The organism is Cupriavidus pauculus, assembly GCF_002858765.1.
Classification (GTDB): domain Bacteria; phylum Pseudomonadota; class Gammaproteobacteria; order Burkholderiales; family Burkholderiaceae; genus Cupriavidus; species Cupriavidus pauculus_B.
Map to the genome: position 1 here is coordinate 516,801 of NZ_PJRP01000001.1, position 19,165 is coordinate 535,965.

The following is a 19,165-nucleotide window of genomic DNA, read 5'->3' on the forward strand; positions in this document are numbered from 1 at the left end:
TTAAAGAAAAAGGCCACCGGGTGACGGTGGCCTTTCTGGCGATGCGGGGGAGGCGGCTGGCGCCTGGGGGTCATACCCCCGCCGATGGCGGCGGATTGACGCCGGCGCGGGCTTCCAGGGCCGCCACGCGGGCTTCCAGTTCCTCCAGCCGTGCGCGGGTACGTGCCAGCACCTGCGATTGCACGTCGAACTCCTCGCGCGTGACCAGATCCAGGCGCGCAAAGCCCTGGGTCATCATGCTGCGTACGTTTTTCTCGATGTCCTTGGCCGGCGAATTGCGCAGCGCCTCGCTGACCTTTTGCTGCAGGTCGTTGAAGAGATCGGTCGGTTTCATGGTGAAGCTCCTGTTGTGACCAATTTGGATCGTTCGGGTCAGGTCGCGGCCGGCGGGCACCTGGCAGGCACCCGCTTGTGGCGATTTGGCCAGTCATGCACCGCGTTGGGGCGATGGCTGCAGACCCCCGGCACACTGGTCCGGCAAGGCGATGCACCTGACTGGGGCGTATCGCGCCTTCCGCGCCTTCGGCAGCCCGGCTTCCTCCCGGATACGCCAAGCACGCAGCACTTGACCCTTCATGACGCGGATTATGGCGCTTCGGCGCCCGCCATGAAAGCTCTGGCAAGGGCTGGTCACATCTTTTAACGCTTTCAGGGTGGCCCAAGGGGTACCGCCGGCCATCCCGTCGTGTGGTCCCGGAGGCTCGCCCGGGCCGCCCCACGCATGCGCCGCCGCAGGGCGCCGATAGCTGGCACGGCAGTTGCAGTACTGGTTGCCAGGAGCGTCAAGACCACAAAGCAACAAAGAGCAGATCCCTCAAAACGAGCCCGCGAAGATTTCAAGGAAAAGGAGAGAACCAGATGAAGACGTCGAGCCTCGCAGTCAGCGCCGCTGCGGTCCTGTTCAGCCTGGCAGCCCCGATGGCGTTCGCGCAGACCGCCCCGGACGCTGCCGCGCCGGCAGCCGCACCCGCCGCCGAGCCGGCATCGCCCCACACGTTCAGTGCCAACGTGTCGCTGGTGTCTGACTACCGCTATCGCGGCATCAGCCAGACCAACCTGCGTCCGGCCATCCAGGGCGGGTTCGACTATTCGCACGAAAGCGGCTTTTACGTCGGCAACTGGAACTCGAGCATCAGCTGGCTGGAGGATGCGGATTCGTCGGTCTCTGCTCCCGTGGAAATGGACTTCTACGGCGGCTACAAGAACAAGTTCGCGGTCGGCGGTGAGGAATTCAACTACGACGTCGGCGTGCTGCAGTACTACTACCCGGGCGGCTACACGACCACCCGCCCGTACACGACCGAACTCTACGCCGGCATCGGCTGGGGCCCGGTGTTCCTGAAGTACTCGCACGCGGTGACCAACCTGTTCGGCATCGACGACAGCAAGAACAGCTACTACGTCGACCTGTCGGCCAACGTGCCGCTGAACTTCTGGGACCTGACGTTGAACGCGCACGTGGGTTACCAGGGCGTGACGCATCACAGCGATGCGTCGTACACCGACTGGAAGATCGGCCTGACCAAGGACCTGGGCAAGGGCTTTGCGCTGTCGGTGGCCTATGTGGACACCAACGCCAAGGAATCGTTCTACACCAGCGCCAACCGCGGCCGCTACCTGGGCAAGGCCGCGGCCTGGGCATCGATCACCAAGACTTTCTAATTCCAACAGCACACATCCAGGACGGGCGGCCTGAACCCATCGGGCTGCCTCAAGGAGAACCCCAATGAAACTGATCATTGCAGTCATCAAGCCGTTCAAGCTCGACGAGGTGCGCGAGGCGCTCTCGGACGTGGGCGTGTCGGGCATCACGGTCACCGAGGTCAAGGGCTTTGGCCGCCAGAAGGGCCACACCGAGCTCTATCGCGGCGCCGAATACATCGTCGACTTCCTGCCCAAGGTGAAGATCGAGGTGGCGGTGCCGGACGACGTGGTGGAACGCGCCATCGAGGCCATCGAGAAGTCGGCCCGCACCGGCAAGATCGGCGACGGCAAGATCTTTGTCGCCCCGGTTGAACAGGTCATCCGCATCCGCACCGGCGAGACCGGCGGCGATGCGCTGTGACAACAGAACTACGAGAGACAGAGGTTAGACCCATGAAAACCTGGTTCAAGCGATTCCTGACGGCTGGCGCGATGACGCTGGCGATCGGCACGGCCGGCCTCGGCCTGTCCACCCACGCCGTGGCGCAGGACAAGCCCGCCGCCGAGGCTTCGGCCCCGGCAGCGGCCACTGCCCCCGCGGCGGCCCCGGCAGGTGCGGCCGCTGCGCCGGCTGCTGCCGCACCTGCCGAAGCCGCGCCCGCCGCCGCCCCGGCCCCCGTCCCCAACAAGGGCGATACCGCCTGGCTGCTGGTAGCCACGGCATTCGTGATCCTGATGACGCTGCCCGGCCTGGCGCTGTTCTACGGCGGCCTGGTGCGATCGAAGAACATGCTGTCGGTGCTGATGCAGTGCCTGGTGATCTTCTCGCTGGTGGCGATCCTGTGGGCCATCTACGGCTACAGCTTCGCCTTTACCGAAGGCAATGCGTTCTTCGGCGGCACCGACCGGCTCTTCATGAAGGGCCTGAACGTCGACGCCGTGGCGGCCACCTTCAGCAAGGGCGTGGTGATCCCGGAACTGGTGTTCTTCGCGTTCCAGTGCGCGTTCGCCTGCATCACCTGCGGCCTGATCATCGGCGCCTTCGCCGAGCGCGCCAAGTTCTCGGCCGTGCTGGTGTTTGTGGTGATCTGGTTCACGTTCGCCTACATCCCGATGGCCCACATGGTCTGGTTCTGGCCGGGTCCGGATGCCTACACTGACGCCGCTGCCGCCACCGCAGCCACGGCCAAGTCGGGCTGGCTGTTCCAGAAGGGCGCGCTGGATTACGCCGGCGGTACCGTGGTGCACATCAACGCCGCTGTGGCGGGCCTGGTGGGTGCCTTCATGTTCGGCAAGCGCATCGGCTTCGGCCGCGAGGCAATCCGCCCGCACAGCCTGACGTTCACGATGGTGGGTGCGTCGCTGCTGTGGTTCGGCTGGTTCGGCTTCAACGCCGGTTCGGGCCTGGAAGCCAACGGCGGTGCCGCGCTGGCCTTCGTCAACACGCTGCTGGCGACCTGCGCCGCCGTGCTGGCCTGGACGTTCGGTGAGTGGATCGGCAAGGGCAAGCCGTCGATGCTGGGCGGTGCCTCGGGCGCCGTGGCCGGTCTGGTGGCGATCACCCCGGCTGCCGGTTTTGTCGGCCCGATGGGTTCGATCGTGATGGGCCTGGTGGCTGGCCTGCTGTGCCTGTGGGGCGTCACCGGCCTGAAGCGCATGCTGGGCATGGACGATTCGCTGGACGTGTTCGGTGTGCACGGCGTGGGCGGCATCATCGGCGCGCTGCTGACTGGCGTGTTCGCGGCCCCGAGCCTGGGCGGCGTGGGCATCTACGACTACGTGGCCAACAAGGTGGCCGACGACTATTCGATCGCCGGCCAACTCTGGATCCAGTTCGAGGGCGTGCTGACCACGGTGGTGTGGTCGGGCGTGGTGGCCCTGGTGGCCTACAAGCTGGTGGACATGCTGATTGGCCTGCGCGTGCCGGAAGAGGAAGAGCGCGAGGGCCTGGATATCACTTCGCACGGCGAAACGGCCTATGAAGGTTGATATCTACAACAGAGTTGTGCTGGAGAGCTGATTGGGAATCTTCTCTCAGGAGTTTTGCCCCGGCCTTGTGCCGGGGCTTTTTTATTGTCGATACGGGGAATTTGTGTGTGATGGCTGACCAACATTCCGCGGTGCGGAACCGACCGATTTGAACGACCCAAGGCGGGACAAGGGCTGCCGGCCCTATTCGCAGGGTGCTTAAATCGGATCTTAAAAAGTCTCAATTGTATTTAATCGGGTGCGCGCATAGAGTGCCACTGAGGCAGTTTCCTCCACCTGCAGAACGCTCCCCGTATCTGTCAGGCCATTTGAAAGCGCGGCACCACGCCGCGCTTTTTTTTGCCTGTTCGATCCTGAATCCTGATTCATTCCGATCCCGGCTCGTGCGCCACCCGGCGCTCCGGGCCCGCCCGCCGGCCTTCCCGGCACCGGGGTTTGAAAACCGCCGATTGGCCCCATATTTCTATCCCCTGGCCAGGCTCCGTATAAGGTTATACAAGGCGAGCCTGCAGCCAGATAGCCGTTCCCTTACAATCGGGGCGGACAATAAAAGCTGATTCTTAGGATGGATATGGTCCCGCATCTCATCACCGCGCTGAACGGTCCGCTGCTCGAACTGGAAAAGAAGATCCTGGACGCCACGCCGTCCATCGAGCGCTGGTTCAGGCTGGAATGGCAGGAACATACCCCGCCGTTCTACTGTTCCGTCGACCTGCGCAATGCCGGCTTCAAGCTGGCGCCGGTCGACACGAACCTGTTCCCGGGTGGCTTCAACAACCTGGCGCCCGAGATGCTGCCGCTGGCCGTGCAGGCCGCCATGGCCGCGATCGAGAAGATCTGCCCGGACGCCAAGAACCTGCTGCTGATCCCGGAACGCCACACCCGCAACATGTTCTACCTGCAGAACGTTGCGCGGCTGTCGCTGATCATGCGCCAGGCTGGCCTGAACGTGCGGCTGGGCTCGCTGTCCGAGGAAATCACCGAACCGACCCCGATCGAACTGCCCGACGGCCAGACGCTGGTGGTCGAGCCGCTGGCGCGGCTGGGCACCAAGGGCCGCCGCCTGGGGCTCAAGGACTTCGATCCCTGCTCGATCCTGCTCAACAACGACCTCTCGGCCGGCATTCCGCCGATCCTGGAGAACATCAACGAGCAGTACCTGCTGCCGCCGCTGCACGCCGGCTGGTCCACGCGCCGCAAGAGCAGCCACTTTGCCGCCTACGACGAAGTGGCCAAGAAGTTCGCCAAGCTGATCGACATCGACCCGTGGATGGTGAACCCGTACTTCGCGCGCCAGTCGGGCGTGAACTTCCATGAGCGCATTGGCGAGGAGGAACTGGCCGATTCCGTGGAAGGCGTGCTCAAGAAGATCGCCAAGAAGTACCGCGAGTACGGCATCAAGGAAACGCCGTACGTGGTGGTCAAGGCCGACGCCGGCACCTACGGCATGGGCATCATGACCGTGCGCGACCCGTCCGAGATCAAGGGCCTGAACCGCAAGGAACGCAACAAGATGAGCGTCGTGAAGGAAGGCCTGGAGGTCTCCGACGTCATCATCCAGGAAGGCGTTCACACGTTCGAGAAGGTCAACGAGGCCGTGGCCGAGCCGGTGGTCTACATGATCGACCGCTACGTGGTGGGCGGCTTCTACCGCGTGCATACCGGCCGCGGCAACGACGAGAACCTGAACGCGCCGGGCATGCACTTCGTGCCGCTGGCGTTTGCCCCGAACGGCATTCCGGACAGCCATGCCAAGCCTGGCGCGGCTGTGCCGAACCGCTTCTACATGTATGGCGTGGTGGGTCGCCTGGCGCTGCTGGCGGCCTCGGTGGAGCTTGAAAAGACCGATCCCAACCCGATCCTCTGACCGGAGGCGCCTGCCGCCTGTCACGCACGCCCCTGGTCCGGCGCGGTCTGTCCGAACGCGCCGGCCCCCATTCCCCTGACGCCAACGCGACGAGCCATCATGCGTATCCTTTTCATCACCGACCCGCTGGAAACCTTCAAGACGTACAAGGATTCCACCTACGCCATGATGACTGAGGCGGCGGCGCGCGGGCACGAGCTGTTCTTCTGTCTGCAGTCGCAGGTATCGCTGTCGGTCGGCGTGGTCGAGGCCGACGCACGGCCGCTGACGCTGCTTGACGATGCGCACGACTGGTTCCGCCTGGGCGAGGCCGCGCTGCTGCCGCTGGCTACGTTCGATGCGGTGCTGATGCGCAAGGACCCGCCGTTCGACATGGAATACGTGACCAGCACCTGGCTGCTGGAACTGGCGGAAAAGCAGGGCGCCCGCGTGTTCAACAAGCCGCAGGCTATCCGCGACCATTCCGAGAAGCTGGCGATTGCCCAGTTTCCGCAGTTCGTCACGCCGACGCTGGTCACGCGCGACGCGGGCCGTATTCGCGCCTTCCAGGCCGAACACAAGGACATCATCGTCAAGCCGCTCGACGGCATGGGCGGGATGGGCGTCTTCCGCGTGGGCGCCGATGCCATGAACCTGGGCTCGATCGTCGAGACGCTGAGCGACAACGGCGCCCGCACGCTGATGGTCCAGCGCTACATCCCCGAAATCAAGGCCGGCGACAAGCGCATCCTGCTGATCGGTGGCAAGCCGGTGCCCTATTCGCTGGCGCGCATTCCGCAGGGCAGCGAGATTCGCGGCAACCTGGCCGCCGGCGGCGTGGGCCGCGCCCAGGAACTGAGCGCGCGCGACCGCGAGATCGCCGAGACGCTGGCCCCGGGGCTGTGGAAACAGGGCCTGCTGCTGGTGGGTCTGGATGTGATCGGCGACTGCCTGACCGAAGTCAATGTGACGAGTCCGACCTGTTTCCAGGAAATCACGCAGCAGACCGGCTTCAACGTGGGCGCGATGTTCATCGACGCGCTGGAAGAAGCCGTGGCCAGCGACCGCCGCTGAAACCGCCCGGAAGGGCTCGCCGGAGTTGATGCGAAGGCACCACAGTCCCAAGGGCGCGCACAAACACGAGGAGAGGCCGTAAGGCTGCCTGCTACAATTTGGGCAGTCCAACGGATTCACCATCATGGCAGGAATTCTGATCATCGCGCATGCGCCACTGGCTTCGGCGTTGCGCGATTGTGCTGCCCACGTCTACTGTGGCCAGCCGCCCAGGCTGGCAGCCATCGACGTCGTCGCCGACGCCGATCCGGCTGCGGTACTGGCCGAGGCACAGCGCAGCCTGGCCGCGGTAAGCGAAGAGAACGGTGCCTTGGTGCTGACCGATATCTTTGGCGCCACGCCGGCCAACATTGCCGCGCGCCTGGCCGAGCCGGGCCGCGTGAAGGTGCTGGCAGGCGTGAACCTGCCGATGCTCGTGCGTGCGATCTGCTATCGCGCCGAAAAGCTTGACCAGCTGGCCACCAAGGCATTGGCTGGCGGCTCGCAAGGTGTGCTGCAGATCGGTACGACCGCAGTCCAGAATCAAACCGCAAATCATCCCGACAAATATGCTGCAGAGGGACACCACCATCATCAATAAGCTCGGGCTGCATGCCCGGGCATCCGCCAAGCTGACCCAGCTGGCGGGCAATTTCAAAAGCCAGGTCAAGATGTCGCGGAACGGCCGCCAGGTGGATGCCAAGAGCATCATGGGTGTCATGATGCTGGCCGCCGGCATTGGCTCGACGGTCACGATCGAGATCGACGGCCCCGACGAGCAGGAGGCGATGGACGCCGTGCTGGCGCTGATTGCCAACCGCTTCGGCGAAGGCGAGTGAGGCCCGGCGCCACACCCAGAATTCCTTAACGTTCCTGACGGAGCGGGTCATGCCCTTTGCCTTGCACGGCATTCCGGTTTCTCGTGGGGTCGCCATCGGGCGGGCCCATATCCTTGCGCCGGCTGCGCTGGATGTTTCGCACTACCTGGTCGACGAAGACCGCCTCGACGCCGAGGTGGAGCGGTTACGCTCGGCGCGCGCGGCCGTGCGGGCGGAACTGGTGACCCTGAAGCGCGACCTGCCGCGCGATGCGCCCGAGGAAATGGGCGCGTTCCTGGACGTGCACGCGATGATCCTCGACGACGAGGCGTTGTCGCGCGAGCCCGAGGAACTGATCCTCCAGCGCCGCTACAACGCCGAGTGGGCGCTGACCACGCGGCTTGAAGAACTGATGCGCCAGTTCGACGAGATTGAGGACGAATACCTGCGCGAGCGCAAGGCCGATATCCAGCAGGTGGTGGAGCGGATCCTGAAGGTGCTGGCCGGCGCGCCCGTGCTGGCGCCCGCTCCGGTGCCGCCCCTGGCCCCCGATGGCGAGGCCGCGCCCGGCGTGATCGTGGTGGCCCACGACATTGGCCCGGCCGACATGCTCCAGTTCAAGCACACGGTGTTCCACGGGTTCGTGACCGACCTGGGCGGGCGTACGTCGCATACGGCGATCGTGGCGCGCAGCCTGGACATCCCGGCTGCTGTGGGCGTCAAGAGCGCCAGCGAGCTGATCCGCCAGGACGACTGGATCATCATCGACGGCGATGCCGGCCTGGTCATCGTCGATCCGTCGGCCATCATCCTTGAGGAATACCGCCACCGGCAGAGCGAGCGCGCGCTGGAGAAAAAGCGCCTGCAGCGGCTGCGGCACATGCCCGCTGTCACGCTGGACGGGCTGGAGATCGAGCTGCTGGCCAATATCGAGCTGGCCGAGGATGCCGGTGCCGCGCTGGGTGCAGGTGCGGTCGGCGTAGGCCTGTTCCGCTCGGAATTCCTGTTCATGAACCGCCGGGACGAAATGCCCGACGAGGACGAGCAATTCCTGGCATACCGCAACGCCGCGGAGGCCATGCACGGCCTGCCCGTGACCATCCGCACGATCGACGTGGGCGCCGACAAGCCGCTGGACGGCCTGGGCGAAGACTTCGAGACCGCGCTGAACCCGGCGCTGGGGCTGCGGGCGATCCGCTGGTCGCTGTCGGAGCCGGCCATGTTCCTGACGCAATTGCGCGCACTGCTGCGGGCGTCGGCGTTCGGGCCGGTGCGGCTGCTGATTCCGATGCTGGCCCATGCCAGCGAGATCGACCAGACCCTGGATCTGATCAAGCAGGCCAAGCGCCAGTTGGACGAGCGCGGCCAGCCGTATGACCCGGGCATCAAGATCGGGGCGATGATCGAGATCCCCGCAGCCGTGCTGCTGCTGCCGCTGTTTCTCAAGCGAATGGACTTCCTGTCGATCGGCACCAACGACCTGATCCAGTACACGCTGGCGATCGACCGCGCCGACAACGCCGTGGCGCACCTGTACGACCCCCTGCATCCGGCCGTGCTGCAGCTGATTGCACGCACGATCCGTGACGCCAACCACGCGGGTGTGCCGGTGGCGGTCTGCGGCGAAATGGCTGGCGATCCGGCGATGACCCGCCTGTTGCTAGGCATGGGCCTGCGTGAATTCTCGATGCATCCGGCCCAGTTGCTGCGAGTGAAGCAGGAAGTCATCCACGCCGACTGCGAGCGCCTGTGCAAGGTGGTGGACCAGATCCTGACCTGCTACGAGCCCGAAGAACAGGCGGCGGCCCTGAAGCTGTTGTCGGCATAGCACAACCCTTAAAACGCTGGGGTTTTTGTCTCTATTGTCGGCGGTCCAAACGCCACTTTTCCGCGTGAAAAGTGGCGTCTTAGATTCCTTTTTCCGTCATTTCACCCAGGCTGTGCATGACGCTTCCCATGTGAAGTAATGGGAATTGTTATCATTTTCGATCTCTGTTATTCTGCCTCTCATCGCGTGCGGCATGCCGGTGCCGCCAGCCCCCAGGAGGCAAGTTGTGTACGTGTGTATCTGCAATCAGGTTACCGACCATGAGATTCATGGTGCCGCTCATCTTGGCGTGACCACGCTCGACGAGCTGGCCGAAACGCTAGGCGTGGGAACCTGCTGCGGCCGCTGCCGCGATTGCGCGAAGCAAGTGCTTTGCGAAGGCGTTGCCGCCGTACAGACCATCAAGGCCTCCACCATCGCGACCATCCAGGTCGTCGATATTTCAGCCTGTTCGCCGGCTGCGTCACATGCCATAATGGACGCTCGTGACCCGGCAGTCGCGAACGATCAGCGTACCGCGCTGGTCGCCTGATTCAGGAAGCGTTCTCACCGAACAACGCGTGGATTGAAAAGCGCGCCCACGGATTCGTCCGAGGCGCGTTTTGTCGTTCCCGACCGTTGCATCTCGTTGCGTTCCATCACCTTCGTCCATCCGCCGGGTCCGTTTGTTGTCGGTAACAGGAGCCCCGAATGAAAGGTGACAAGAAGGTCATCCAGCATCTGAACGCCCAGCTCAAGAACGAGCTGACCGCGATCAACCAGTATTTCCTCCACGCACGCATGTACCGCCACTGGGGCCTGAAAAAGCTCGGTGATGTCGAGTACAAGGAGTCGATCGGCGAAATGAAGCACGCCGATCGCCTGATCGACCGCATCCTGATGCTCGACGGGCTGCCCAACCTGCAGGACCTGCACAAGCTGATGATCGGCGAAGACACGCCGGAAATGCTCAAGTGCGACCTGAAGCTGGAGCAGACTGCGCACGCCACGGTCAAGGAAGGCATTGCGTACTGCGAATCCGTTGGCGACTACGTCAGCCGCGAACTCCTGGTCGATATCCTCACGGACACCGAAGAGCATATCGAGTACCTGGAAACGCAGCTGGACCTGATCGACAAGGTTGGCCTGCAAAACTACCTGCAGTCCCAACTGGAGCCGGGCGAGCAATAAGCACGCCGGTTTCCGACCCGGCCGCAGCCTGACCGATCACTGGCAAGCGCGGCGGGGCAGGCGCGTGGCGCAGGATGGCGCCGCGCCCCGTTGCGGAGCGGGTTGGTAACCCTTCTCATTCGGATTCTTGTCTTCATCCAGTCACATCGCGCCAAAAAAATGGCGACCCGGCGGGGAGGGGGCTCCACCGCGGGTCGCCAGATTTCCAGGCGTCATTCCTGCGTTTTTCTGCCTTTCCGACTCGACCGGCCGCGCCCTGCGCCGCAGGCGACATAGCTGAGCCCGGACTTAATGCGTCCGGACTGAATGCGCCCGGACCTAATGGGCCTGCCCGCACACCTCGCAGCCCGGCGTGCGCGCCAGCCGCATCGTGCTCCATTCCATCGTCATCGCGTTGACCATCAGCAGCCGTCCGGCCAGCGTTTCGCCCACGCCGGTCAGCAGCTTCAGCGCCTCGGCGGCCTGCACCGTGCCCACCATGCCGACCAGCGGCGCGAACACGCCCATCGTGGCACAGGCCGCTTCCGGGGCCGGCTCGGACGGCGGGAACAGGCAGCCGTAGCACGGCGCCTCGGGGTTGCGCAGGTCGTACACGCTGACCTGACCGTCGAAGCGCAGCGCGGCGCCCGAGACCAGCGGCCGGCGGTGCTTCAGGCACGCCCGGTTGACGGCCTGGCGCGTGGCGAAGTTGTCGCAGCAATCGAGTACGACATCGGCCTGTGCCACCAGTGGATCAAGCTCCACATCGCCTACGCGTTGCGCCACCAGCCGGATATCGACGTCGGGATTGATGCGCAGTAGCCCTTCCCGGGCCGACTCCACCTTGCGGCGTCCCACATTGGCGGTGGTATGCAGGATCTGGCGCTGCAGGTTGGTCAGGTCGACATCGTCGTCGTCGACGATCGTGATGCGTCCCACGCCGGCCGATGCCAGATAGGGCAGGGCGGCCGCACCCAGGCCGCCGGCGCCGATCACCAGCGCATGGCCCGCCAGCAGGCGCTCCTGGCCCTCGATGCCCAGTTCATCCAGCAGGATATGGCGCGAATAGCGCAGCAGCTGATCGTCATTCATGGTTCGGCGGCAAATGAAAAACGGCCCGACGGTGGCATGCCGCGGGCCGCAGGATTGAGGGGAAGCGCGCCGCGCGCCAAGGCGGCAGGCGCGGTTCCGTTACTTCTGACCGGTCGGCGTGCCCAGCGGCTGGCCGATCGGCGCGCTCGCGGGCGGCTGGCTGGCCGGCGCGGGCTTGGCTGGCGTCGGAGCCGGCTTGGCGGCGGGTTTGGCCGGGGCCTTGCCTGCCTTTTCTTCCTTCGTGTCGGGCTTGCCGGCCGCGCCGGTGGCTTCCAGGCGCGACTTCGACTTCTGCACCGGCTTGCCGTCGAGCTGGGCGATGGCCTGCTGCAGCATGAAGTCGTCGGCCGAGCCAAATTCCACCGGCTTCTTCTTGCGTTCCTTCTCGCGTTCTTCCGGCGACTTCTTCGAGTTTTCCTCTTCCAGGCGACGCAGTTCGTCCACGCGGCGCTGTTCGCGCTCGTTCATTTCCGGCTCTTCCGATTCCTGCTTGTTGTGCAGGTGGCGCTCGGTGTCGATCTCGCGTGTGATCAGTGCGTCATCCGGATCGCCTTCCGGGTTCTGGTCGACCGGGATGTCCGGGCGGATGCCCTTGGCCTGGATCGACTTGCCCGACGGCGTGTAGTAGTACGCAATCGTCAGCTTGATGCCGGTGTCGTTGGTCAGCGGGCGCACGGTCTGCACCGAACCCTTGCCGAACGTGGTCTTGCCCATGGTCAGCGCGCGCTTGTGGTCCTGCAGCGCGCCGGCGACGATTTCCGAGGCCGATGCCGAGTAGGCATTGGTCAGCACGATCATCGGCAGCTTCTTGAACTGCGGGGGCAGGTCCTTGAGCGGATCGTCCTCGAGCGACGACAGGCGGTAGTTGTTGAACGTTGCCTTGTAGACGCGCTTGGCATCGGGCACCTGGCCGTTGGTGGACACCACGGTCGCGTCTTCAGGCAGGAAGGCTGCTGCCACGCCGACCGCGCCTTGCAGCACGCCACCGCCGTTGTTGCGCAGGTCCAGGATGATGCCCTTCAGGTTCGGGTTCTTGTCCGCCATTTCCTTGAGGCGGCGGCCCAGATCGGCCACGGTGCGCTCCTGGAAGCTCGTCAGGCGCACCCAGCCGATGGTGTTGTTGTCGAGCATCTTGGTCTTGACCGACTGCACGCGGATCTCGGCGCGCGTGATCGAGACCGGGAACGTGCGTTCCTCGCTCTTGCGGTAGATGGTCAGCGTGACCTTGGTGCCCGGCTCGCCGCGCATGCGCTTGACCGCCTGTTCCAGCGGCAGGCCGCGCACGGGCTTGTCGTCGATACGGGTGATCAGGTCGCCCGGCTGGATGCCGGCGCGGAAGGCGGGGGTGTCCTCGATCGGGTTGATGACCTTGACCAGGCCTTCTTCCTGCGAAATCTCGATGCCCAGGCCGGCAAAGCGGCCGCGGGTGCCTTCCTGCAGTTCCTTGAAGTCCTTCTCGTCCAGGTAGGCCGAGTGGGGGTCGAGGCTGGCGACCATGCCCTTGATGGCTTCGGTCAGCAGCTTCTTGTCGTCGACCGGCTCCACGTACTCGCGCTTGATCTGCCCGAAGATGTCGGACATCAGCCGCAACTGGTCGAGCGGCAGCGGTCCCGAGCTGTTCTGCGCGGTGGCCGAGATTTGCAGCGTGGCCAGCACGCCGGCGACGACGCCGACTGAGACGAGGCTAATGTTCTTGAGCGTCTTACGCATGAGGGCTGCCTGAACTTTTGTGGATGATGCGAAAGGGAAATTCCTGGCCGGACGGGTTACGCCCGGCCTAGATTGACCGACAGTATAAGAGGGTGCGCAGAAAAAGACCTGCGGGCCATTACCCCATGGTGGGGGCGGCCACACAAGGCCGTGGCGCGCCTACCCGGATGCCGCCCGGGCCGGCGCATGGGCGCACCGGCGGTGGTGGTCAGCGGGACTTGCCCTGGTTGGCCACGGCGGCCAGCGAAGCGGCAATCGCCTCCTGGTCGCCCAGGTAATAGTGGCGCAGGGGGCGCAGGTCGGCGTCCAGCTCGTAGACGAGCGGGGTGCCGTTGGGGATGTTGAGGCCGACGATATCGTCATCCGAAATCTGATCCAGATACTTCACGAGCGCGCGAATGCTGTTGCCGTGGGCGGCAATCACGACGCGCTTGCCGGATTTGATGTCGGGAGCAATGGATTCGTTCCATAGCGGCATGACGCGGGCGACCGTATCCTTCAGGCATTCGGTCAGCGGCACCTGCTCGCGCGGCACATTGGCGTAGCGCGGGTCGTTGTACGAGGCGCGCTCGTCGGTCGGCTCCAGGGCGGGCGGCGGGGTGTCGTAGCTGCGGCGCCACACGAGCACCTGATCGTCGCCGTACTTCTTGGCCGTTTCCGCCTTGTTCAGGCCGGCCAGGGCGCCGTAGTGGCGTTCGTTCAGCCGCCATTCGTTGCGTACCGGAATCCACATCAGGTCCATTTCGTCCTGGACGTGCCAGAGGGTGCGGATGGCGCGCTTGAGCACCGACGTGTAGGCCACATCGAACGTGAAGCCGGCTTCCTTGAGCAGCTGGCCGCCCTGTTTGGCCTGGGCCACGCCCGTATCGGTCAGGTCGACGTCAACCCAGCCGGTGAAGCGGTTTTCGAGATTCCACGTGGATTCGCCGTGGCGGATGAGGACGAGCTTGTACATTGCAGCTTCCAGGGTAGTAAGTAACCTGCGGCGCGCGGCGCCCGCGTCACGCCCGGGCGTGGCAGGCGCCACCCGAAATAAACGGCGCTGGCGCGAAACCGCGTATTTTATAATGCCGCCGACCCAACCCAACGGAATGCCAACGTGAATTTCTTCGCCGATTACAACAACCTGGCCCTGATCGCGATCGCCGTGGTCTCGGGCGGCCTGCTGGCCTGGCCGCAAATCAAGGCCGGCACGGGCGGCAAGCGCGTCAACACGGCTGCTGCCACGCAGCTGATCAACAAGCGCAATGCGGTGGTGGTAGACATCCGCGACGCCGCCGAATTTGCCAAGGGTCACCTGCCCCAGGCCAAGAGTGCGCCACTTGCCGACATTGGCAACCGCGCGGCCGGCCTTGCAAAGGACAAGGCGGTCCCCATCATCGTGGTGTGCCAGAACGGCCAGCGCTCGAGCAAGGCCCAAGCGGCGCTCAGGGAAGCCGGTTACAGTGAGGTGTATGCGCTGGAAGGCGGCATGGCTGCCTGGCAGCAGGCCGGTCTGCCGGTCATCAAGTAAGTCAGCCCCATTCAACATGCAGCACGCGGCGCGGTACTGCCCTGGGCGGTCCGCGCCGTTGTTTTTTCAGTCAAGGAGATTCCGCATGGCCCGCGTCGTCATGTACAGCACGGTAGTGTGCCCCTATTGCCAGATGGCCGAGCGCCTGCTCAAGCAGCGTGGCGTGGAAACGATCGAAAAGATCCTGATCGACCGTGAGCCAGGCAGGCGCGAGGAAATGATGACTCGTACGGGCCGTCGCACCGTGCCGCAGATCTATATCGACGAGACCCATGTGGGCGGCTTCGACGACCTGTCGGCGCTGGATCGCCAGGGTGGCCTGGTACCGCTGCTGGCCGCCTGAGCCGGCCAGACGCTGACATCCGGGCGCCCCGCGCGCCGGCTTCGCTGCGGTGCAGCAGATCAAGCGACAAATCTGATAATGCCGTGGCACGGTGAATTCGCCATCGGCGTCATGTACCATATGCGGTTTCCAAACAGCCGCCGGGGCTTCGGCCCCCGGCTGCGCATGGCGCAGCGCGCCCAAACCGATCCATCCGGAAGCCTTTCATGAGCGACCAGCAACAAGCCACCCAGCAGGACGACCAGCCCTTCTTCAACATCCAGCGCGTGTACCTGAAGGACATGTCGCTCGAGCAGCCGAATTCGCCGGCCATCTTCCTCGAATCGGAAGCCCCGTCGGTGGAAGTGCAGGTCAACGTGGGCGCTGCCCAGCTGCAGGAAGGCATTTTTGAAGTGGTGGTGACGGGCACCGTGACGACCAAGGTGCAGGACAAGGTGGCGTTCCTGGTGGAAGCCCACCAAGCCGGTATCTTCGACATCCGCAACGTGCCGGCCGAGCAGCTGGACCCGCTGCTGGGCATCGCCTGCCCGACCATCCTGTACCCGTACCTGCGCGGCAACATTGCCGACGTGATCACGCGTGCCGGCTTCCAGGCCATCCACCTGTCGGAAATCAACTTCCAGGCGCTGTATGAGCAACGCCTGCAGGCTGCCATGGAAGAAGCGCAAGCCCAGGGCGGCGACTCGGGCATCGTGCTGCCGGACGGCAGCCAGGCTCGCCACTGATCCGCGCCAAGGCCGGATTAGACGAAAAACGGGGCTTCGGCCCCGTTTCGCTTTCTGATGGCTCACGGTCCCGTGACATCCATACTGTCTGCATGACCGCGCAACCGTGCGGCCCGATCCTCGACCTGCCATGAAACTGACCATCCTGGGCGCTGGTGCATGGGGCACCGCACTGGCCAGCCACGCTGCCGCCGATACCCGCCACGACGTGGTGCTCTGGGGGCGCGATGCGGACCAGCTGGCCGACATCGCCGCGACAGGCACTAACGCCACCTATCTGGCTGGCGTGACGCTGTCGCCCCGGCTGACCTGCGAAGCCGACTTCGACCGTGCCGTCGACCATGCGCTGGCTGACGCACAGGGCCTGCTGGTCGTGGCCACGCCGGTATCGGGCTTGCGCGAGATGACGCGCAGGCTGGCGGCGCGGCGCAACGGGCCGCTGGCCATGCTGTGGCTGTGCAAGGGCTTCGAGGCCGATACCCACGCGCTGCCGCACCAGATGGTGCGCGAGGAACTCGACGCGCTGGGCGTGGCGCCCGGCGAGATCGAGTATGGCGTGCTGACCGGGCCGAGCTTTGCCAAGGAAGTGGCGCAGGGGCTGCCCTGCGCCCTGACCGTGGCCGGTTCCACACACGCGCTGACGGACCTGGCCCAGGCGGCGTTCCACCATCACGCGATGCGCATCTATGGCAGCGACGACCTGATCGGCGTCGAGGTCGGCGGTGCGGTCAAGAACGTGCTGGCGATTGCCACGGGCGCCAGCGACGGTCTGGGGCTGGGCCTCAATGCGCGCGCCGCGCTGGTGACGCGGGGCCTGGCCGAAATGACGCGCCTGGGCCTGGCGCTGGGCGGCCGCATGGAAACCTTCATGGGCCTGGCGGGCATGGGCGACCTGATCCTGACCTCCACGGGCGACCTGTCGCGCAACCGCAAGGTGGGTCAGCAACTGGCCAGCGGCAAGACGCTCGAACAGATCCTGCATGATCTTGGCCACGTGGCCGAAGGCGTGCGATGCGCGCAGGCGGTGGCCGACCTGGCCGCGCGCAAGGGTGTCGAGATGCCGATCACGCGTGCGGTGTGCGCGGTGCTGTTCGAGGGCTTGCCTGCGGCCGATGCCGTGGACCGCCTGCTCCAGCGCGACGCCCGCGACGAATAGTCATCATGGTCTCCCGACGCCGCGCCCTGGAGGCGCTGGCTGCGTGCGCAGCCGCCGGCGCGATGCCCCGCATCGCCATTGCCGACACCTGGCCCGCCAAGCCGATCCGCATGATCGTGCCGTTTCCGGCTGGATCGTCGCCGGACCTGATCGCCCGCATCGTCACCGAAAAACTGGCGGGGGTGCTGGGCCAGCCCGTGGTGGTCGAGAACCGGCCCGGCGCGGGTGGCAATATCGGCACGGGGCTGGTGGCCAAGGCCGCGCCCGATGGCTACACGCTGTTGTTCACGATCAACGGCCCGCTGGTGACGGCGCCGTCGCTGTATCGCCATTTGAGCTATGACCCGATGAAGCAGCTGGCGCCGGTGACGCTGGTGGCCACGTCGCCCAACGTGCTGGTCGTCGATGCTCGCCTGCCGGTGCATACCCTGCGCGATTTCGTGGCGCTGGCGAAGTCGAGGCCGGGCGTGCTGAATTATGGATCGGTGGGTAACGGCAGCGCGGCGCACCTGGCGATGGAGCAGCTCAAGGCCATGGCCGGCATCGACATGCAGCACGTGCCCTATGCGGGCTTTCCGCAGATCACGACGGCGATGGTTGGCGGTCAGGTGCAGGCGGGCTTCATGGTGCCGGCGATTGCCATGCCGCTGGTGACGGCCGGCAAGCTGCGGCTGCTGGCGGTGACGTCGTCGGGGCGCACCGGTGTACTGCCGTCGGTGCCGACGGTGGCGGAGTCGGGCTATCCCGGTTTCGAGGCGATCTCGTGGCAGGCGATCCTGGCGCCGGCCGGCACGCCCGCGCCGATCGTGGACAGGCTCTATCGCGAACTGGTCGGGATCATCGGCAGCGACGACGTGCGCGACAAGATGCGCGCGCAGTATTTCGTGCCGGCCGGTACGGCGCCGGCATCGCTGCGGCAGACGATGGTCAGCGAGAAGGCGCGCTGGGACAAGGTGATCCGCGCGGCTAACGTGCAGCCCGAGGATTGACGCCGGGCCGGCCCGGAAGCCGAGAAAGCTTCAGGCGCCGCCCGCGAATCCGTTCTGCCGCCAGGCCTCGAACACGACCACGGCCACCGTGTTCGACAGGTTGAGGCTGCGATTGTTGGGCCGCATCGGCAGGCGGATGCGCTGTGCGGCCGGAAACCATTCGCGGCGTTCAGGCGCCAGTCCGCGCGTCTCGGATCCGAACACGAACCAGTCGCCCGGCTGGAAGCTGACCTGGCCGAATGGCGTGGAGCCATGCGTGGTCAGCGCGAACATGCGAGTCGGGTCGGGCTGTTCGGCCGCCATCAGCGCGTCCCAGCTTTCGTGGACGCGCATCGTCGCGTACTCGTGATAGTCCAGCCCCGCGCGCCGCATGCGCGCGTCTTCCAGCGGAAATCCCAGCGGTTTGACCAGATGCAGCTGCGCGCCCGTATTGGCGCACAGGCGGATCACATTGCCGGTGTTCGGCGGGATTTCGGGTTCGACAAGGACGACGTTGAACATGGGATGGCATCAAAAAACCGGAGCGCAGCTTACCGTGAGCGCCCCGTTGTGTCACGGTGTGCGCAGCGCATCCAGCGCGGTGACCCGGCCGGCCCCGTGCGCTTTCAGCACGCGGGCGGCCTCGCGCAGCGTGGCGCCGGTGGTCATGACGTCGTCGATCAGGCCGATGTGCAGCCCGTGCGGCAAGGCGTCGTTGCCGACCGCGAACGCGTGTCGCGGATTGGCCAGTCGGGCGGCCAGGTCCAGCGTGCGCTGACTGACCGTGTCGCGCTGGCGCGACAGTAGCGTGGCCGAAGCGCGGACGCCCAGGTGACGCGCCAGCGGCCGTGCGATTTCCCATGCCTGGTTGAAGCCACGTTCTGCTAGGCGAGACGGTGACAGCGGGATCGGCACCAGCAGGTCGGGAACATCGCCCGGCGTCAGGCGGGTACGCGCCACCATGGCAAGGCCCGTGGCGATCCATCCAGCAGCGGGTAGCCGGGCGCCGAACTTGAGCTGCAGGACCAGTTTGTCGAACGGCGCGGCGTAGTCGCCGAGCGTCAGCGTGGCATCGAGCGGATCCTCATCGGCGCACCGCCCGCAATACCCATGGCTGCCCGGCGTGGCGCAGCGCGGGCAGCGGGCCGTGGGCCGCTGCAACACGTCGGCGCACGCGGTGCAGACCGCATCGCGCTGCAGGGTCGCGCAGACCAGGCAAGCCGATGGCAGTAGCGCGCGCCACAGGTGCGCGGCGTGCCCGGCAAAGACCCTTCGGGCACGCATGAGCCCCGGCGCGTATACTTCCGGCGGCCCGCCCTGTGCGGTTTCCG

21 protein-coding genes are annotated in these 19,165 nt (G+C 65.4%); 15 read left to right on the plus strand and 6 right to left on the minus strand.

The features are described from left to right. Positions 1 to 70: 70 nt before the first annotated feature. A complete protein-coding gene (locus tag CYJ10_RS02325) occupies positions 71 to 334 on the minus strand; it encodes an accessory factor UbiK family protein (protein ID WP_101679948.1) in 264 nt (87 codons plus the stop codon). Between the two features lie 524 nt (positions 335 to 858). On the opposite strand from CYJ10_RS02325, the gene CYJ10_RS02330 reads away from it, so the two are divergent. The 10 genes from CYJ10_RS02330 (at position 859) to bfr (ending at position 10,348) form a co-directional block, all read left to right on the plus strand. After that, complete coding sequence (locus tag CYJ10_RS02330) at positions 859 to 1,662, plus strand: TorF family putative porin (RefSeq protein ID WP_101679949.1); 804 nt, start codon at positions 859 to 861, stop codon at positions 1,660 to 1,662. 64 nt (positions 1,663 to 1,726) lie between these two features. Continuing rightward, on the plus strand, positions 1,727 to 2,065 hold the full coding sequence (locus CYJ10_RS02335) for a P-II family nitrogen regulator (protein WP_066739826.1): 339 nt from the start codon (positions 1,727 to 1,729) through the stop codon (positions 2,063 to 2,065). 32 nt (positions 2,066 to 2,097) lie between these two features. Then, positions 2,098 to 3,633, plus strand: coding sequence for an ammonium transporter (locus CYJ10_RS02340; protein WP_101679950.1), 1,536 nt, complete (start codon positions 2,098 to 2,100; stop codon positions 3,631 to 3,633). A 571-nt stretch (positions 3,634 to 4,204) separates the two neighbouring features. After that, positions 4,205 to 5,500 (plus strand): glutamate--cysteine ligase, encoded by a 1,296-nt coding sequence (gene gshA, locus CYJ10_RS02345; RefSeq protein WP_101680386.1) that lies wholly within the window; start codon positions 4,205 to 4,207, stop codon positions 5,498 to 5,500. A 99-nt stretch (positions 5,501 to 5,599) separates the two neighbouring features. Beyond that, the gene (gene gshB, locus CYJ10_RS02350; protein ID WP_101679951.1) at positions 5,600 to 6,553 is read left to right on the plus strand and encodes a glutathione synthase; all 954 of its coding nucleotides are present in this window, start codon (positions 5,600 to 5,602) and stop codon (positions 6,551 to 6,553) included. A gap of 124 nt (positions 6,554 to 6,677) precedes the next feature. Beyond that, on the plus strand, positions 6,678 to 7,133 hold the full coding sequence (locus CYJ10_RS02355; RefSeq protein ID WP_101679952.1) for a PTS sugar transporter subunit IIA: 456 nt from the start codon (positions 6,678 to 6,680) through the stop codon (positions 7,131 to 7,133). After that, positions 7,102 to 7,371, plus strand: coding sequence for an HPr family phosphocarrier protein (locus CYJ10_RS02360; protein WP_092603109.1), 270 nt, complete (start codon positions 7,102 to 7,104; stop codon positions 7,369 to 7,371). Before CYJ10_RS02355 ends, CYJ10_RS02360 begins: the two co-directional genes overlap by 32 nt. 49 nt (positions 7,372 to 7,420) lie before the next feature. Then, complete coding sequence (ptsP, locus tag CYJ10_RS02365) at positions 7,421 to 9,178, plus strand: phosphoenolpyruvate--protein phosphotransferase (RefSeq protein ID WP_101679953.1); 1,758 nt, start codon at positions 7,421 to 7,423, stop codon at positions 9,176 to 9,178. 226 nt (positions 9,179 to 9,404) lie between these two features. Then, positions 9,405 to 9,710: a (2Fe-2S)-binding protein gene (locus CYJ10_RS02370; RefSeq protein ID WP_101679954.1), complete on the plus strand. Its 306-nt coding sequence runs from the start codon at positions 9,405 to 9,407 to the stop codon at positions 9,708 to 9,710. Between the two features lie 158 nt (positions 9,711 to 9,868). Further along, positions 9,869 to 10,348, plus strand: a complete 480-nt coding sequence (gene bfr, locus CYJ10_RS02375) for a bacterioferritin (RefSeq protein ID WP_101679955.1) — start codon at positions 9,869 to 9,871, stop codon at positions 10,346 to 10,348. A gap of 318 nt (positions 10,349 to 10,666) precedes the next feature. Here bfr and CYJ10_RS02380 read toward each other — a convergent pair whose 3' ends face one another. From CYJ10_RS02380 to gpmA, 3 genes are all read right to left on the minus strand, one after another. Then, positions 10,667 to 11,419, minus strand: coding sequence for a HesA/MoeB/ThiF family protein (locus CYJ10_RS02380; RefSeq protein WP_101679956.1), 753 nt, complete (start codon positions 11,417 to 11,419; stop codon positions 10,667 to 10,669). Positions 11,420 to 11,518: 99 nt separating this feature from the next. After that, positions 11,519 to 13,129 carry a S41 family peptidase gene (locus tag CYJ10_RS02385; protein ID WP_101679957.1) on the minus strand — a complete coding sequence of 537 codons (1,611 nt, stop codon included), beginning with the start codon at positions 13,127 to 13,129 and terminating at the stop codon, positions 11,519 to 11,521. Positions 13,130 to 13,337: 208 nt separating this feature from the next. Beyond that, positions 13,338 to 14,084, minus strand: coding sequence for a 2,3-diphosphoglycerate-dependent phosphoglycerate mutase (gene gpmA / locus CYJ10_RS02390; protein WP_101679958.1), 747 nt, complete (start codon positions 14,082 to 14,084; stop codon positions 13,338 to 13,340). A gap of 144 nt (positions 14,085 to 14,228) precedes the next feature. Between gpmA and CYJ10_RS02395 the strand changes: the two genes are divergently transcribed. The 5 genes from CYJ10_RS02395 (at position 14,229) to CYJ10_RS02415 (ending at position 17,855) form a co-directional block, all read left to right on the plus strand. Next, positions 14,229 to 14,642: a rhodanese-like domain-containing protein gene (locus CYJ10_RS02395; RefSeq protein WP_101679959.1), complete on the plus strand. Its 414-nt coding sequence runs from the start codon at positions 14,229 to 14,231 to the stop codon at positions 14,640 to 14,642. Between the two features lie 85 nt (positions 14,643 to 14,727). Next, positions 14,728 to 14,985 (plus strand): glutaredoxin 3, encoded by a 258-nt coding sequence (grxC, locus tag CYJ10_RS02400; protein WP_066739793.1) that lies wholly within the window; start codon positions 14,728 to 14,730, stop codon positions 14,983 to 14,985. A gap of 206 nt (positions 14,986 to 15,191) precedes the next feature. After that, a complete protein-coding gene (gene secB / locus CYJ10_RS02405; RefSeq protein ID WP_066739790.1) occupies positions 15,192 to 15,710 on the plus strand; it encodes a protein-export chaperone SecB in 519 nt (172 codons plus the stop codon). A 130-nt stretch (positions 15,711 to 15,840) separates the two neighbouring features. Further along, positions 15,841 to 16,866 carry an NAD(P)H-dependent glycerol-3-phosphate dehydrogenase gene (locus tag CYJ10_RS02410; RefSeq protein ID WP_101679960.1) on the plus strand — a complete coding sequence of 342 codons (1,026 nt, stop codon included), beginning with the start codon at positions 15,841 to 15,843 and terminating at the stop codon, positions 16,864 to 16,866. A 5-nt stretch (positions 16,867 to 16,871) separates the two neighbouring features. Continuing rightward, on the plus strand, positions 16,872 to 17,855 hold the full coding sequence (locus tag CYJ10_RS02415) for a Bug family tripartite tricarboxylate transporter substrate binding protein (RefSeq protein ID WP_101679961.1): 984 nt from the start codon (positions 16,872 to 16,874) through the stop codon (positions 17,853 to 17,855). A gap of 30 nt (positions 17,856 to 17,885) precedes the next feature. Here the strand turns inward: CYJ10_RS02415 and trmL are convergent, their stop codons facing one another. Both trmL and CYJ10_RS02425 read right to left on the minus strand, forming a co-directional pair. Continuing rightward, positions 17,886 to 18,356 (minus strand): tRNA (uridine(34)/cytosine(34)/5-carboxymethylaminomethyluridine(34)-2'-O)-methyltransferase TrmL, encoded by a 471-nt coding sequence (trmL, locus tag CYJ10_RS02420; RefSeq protein WP_101679962.1) that lies wholly within the window; start codon positions 18,354 to 18,356, stop codon positions 17,886 to 17,888. A gap of 51 nt (positions 18,357 to 18,407) precedes the next feature. Next, positions 18,408 to 19,118, minus strand: a complete 711-nt coding sequence (locus CYJ10_RS02425; protein WP_101679963.1) for a ComF family protein — start codon at positions 19,116 to 19,118, stop codon at positions 18,408 to 18,410. Positions 19,119 to 19,165 lie beyond the last annotated feature (47 nt).

What these genes read in the sequence shown, in the direction of transcription:
- grxC (WP_066739793.1), top strand. Translation starts at nt 14,728, where the DNA reads ATGGCCCGCGTCGTCATGTACAGCACGGTAGTGTGCCCCTATTGCCAG.
- gpmA (WP_101679958.1), bottom strand. Translation starts at nt 14,084, where the DNA reads ATGTACAAGCTCGTCCTCATCCGCCACGGCGAATCCACGTGGAATCTC.
- gshB (WP_101679951.1), top strand. Translation starts at nt 5,600, where the DNA reads ATGCGTATCCTTTTCATCACCGACCCGCTGGAAACCTTCAAGACGTAC.
- CYJ10_RS02380 (WP_101679956.1), bottom strand. Translation starts at nt 11,419, where the DNA reads ATGAATGACGATCAGCTGCTGCGCTATTCGCGCCATATCCTGCTGGAT.
- CYJ10_RS02410 (WP_101679960.1), top strand. Translation starts at nt 15,841, where the DNA reads ATGAAACTGACCATCCTGGGCGCTGGTGCATGGGGCACCGCACTGGCC.
- trmL (WP_101679962.1), bottom strand. Translation starts at nt 18,356, where the DNA reads ATGTTCAACGTCGTCCTTGTCGAACCCGAAATCCCGCCGAACACCGGC.
- CYJ10_RS02415 (WP_101679961.1), top strand. Translation starts at nt 16,872, where the DNA reads ATGGTCTCCCGACGCCGCGCCCTGGAGGCGCTGGCTGCGTGCGCAGCC.
- CYJ10_RS02425 (WP_101679963.1), bottom strand. Translation starts at nt 19,118, where the DNA reads ATGCGTGCCCGAAGGGTCTTTGCCGGGCACGCCGCGCACCTGTGGCGC.
- ptsP (WP_101679953.1), top strand. Translation starts at nt 7,421, where the DNA reads ATGCCCTTTGCCTTGCACGGCATTCCGGTTTCTCGTGGGGTCGCCATC.
- CYJ10_RS02385 (WP_101679957.1), bottom strand. Translation starts at nt 13,129, where the DNA reads ATGCGTAAGACGCTCAAGAACATTAGCCTCGTCTCAGTCGGCGTCGTC.
- CYJ10_RS02360 (WP_092603109.1), top strand. Translation starts at nt 7,102, where the DNA reads ATGCTGCAGAGGGACACCACCATCATCAATAAGCTCGGGCTGCATGCC.
- secB (WP_066739790.1), top strand. Translation starts at nt 15,192, where the DNA reads ATGAGCGACCAGCAACAAGCCACCCAGCAGGACGACCAGCCCTTCTTC.
- gshA (WP_101680386.1), top strand. Translation starts at nt 4,205, where the DNA reads ATGGTCCCGCATCTCATCACCGCGCTGAACGGTCCGCTGCTCGAACTG.
- CYJ10_RS02340 (WP_101679950.1), top strand. Translation starts at nt 2,098, where the DNA reads ATGAAAACCTGGTTCAAGCGATTCCTGACGGCTGGCGCGATGACGCTG.
- CYJ10_RS02355 (WP_101679952.1), top strand. Translation starts at nt 6,678, where the DNA reads ATGGCAGGAATTCTGATCATCGCGCATGCGCCACTGGCTTCGGCGTTG.
- CYJ10_RS02330 (WP_101679949.1), top strand. Translation starts at nt 859, where the DNA reads ATGAAGACGTCGAGCCTCGCAGTCAGCGCCGCTGCGGTCCTGTTCAGC.
- CYJ10_RS02335 (WP_066739826.1), top strand. Translation starts at nt 1,727, where the DNA reads ATGAAACTGATCATTGCAGTCATCAAGCCGTTCAAGCTCGACGAGGTG.
- CYJ10_RS02325 (WP_101679948.1), bottom strand. Translation starts at nt 334, where the DNA reads ATGAAACCGACCGATCTCTTCAACGACCTGCAGCAAAAGGTCAGCGAG.
- bfr (WP_101679955.1), top strand. Translation starts at nt 9,869, where the DNA reads ATGAAAGGTGACAAGAAGGTCATCCAGCATCTGAACGCCCAGCTCAAG.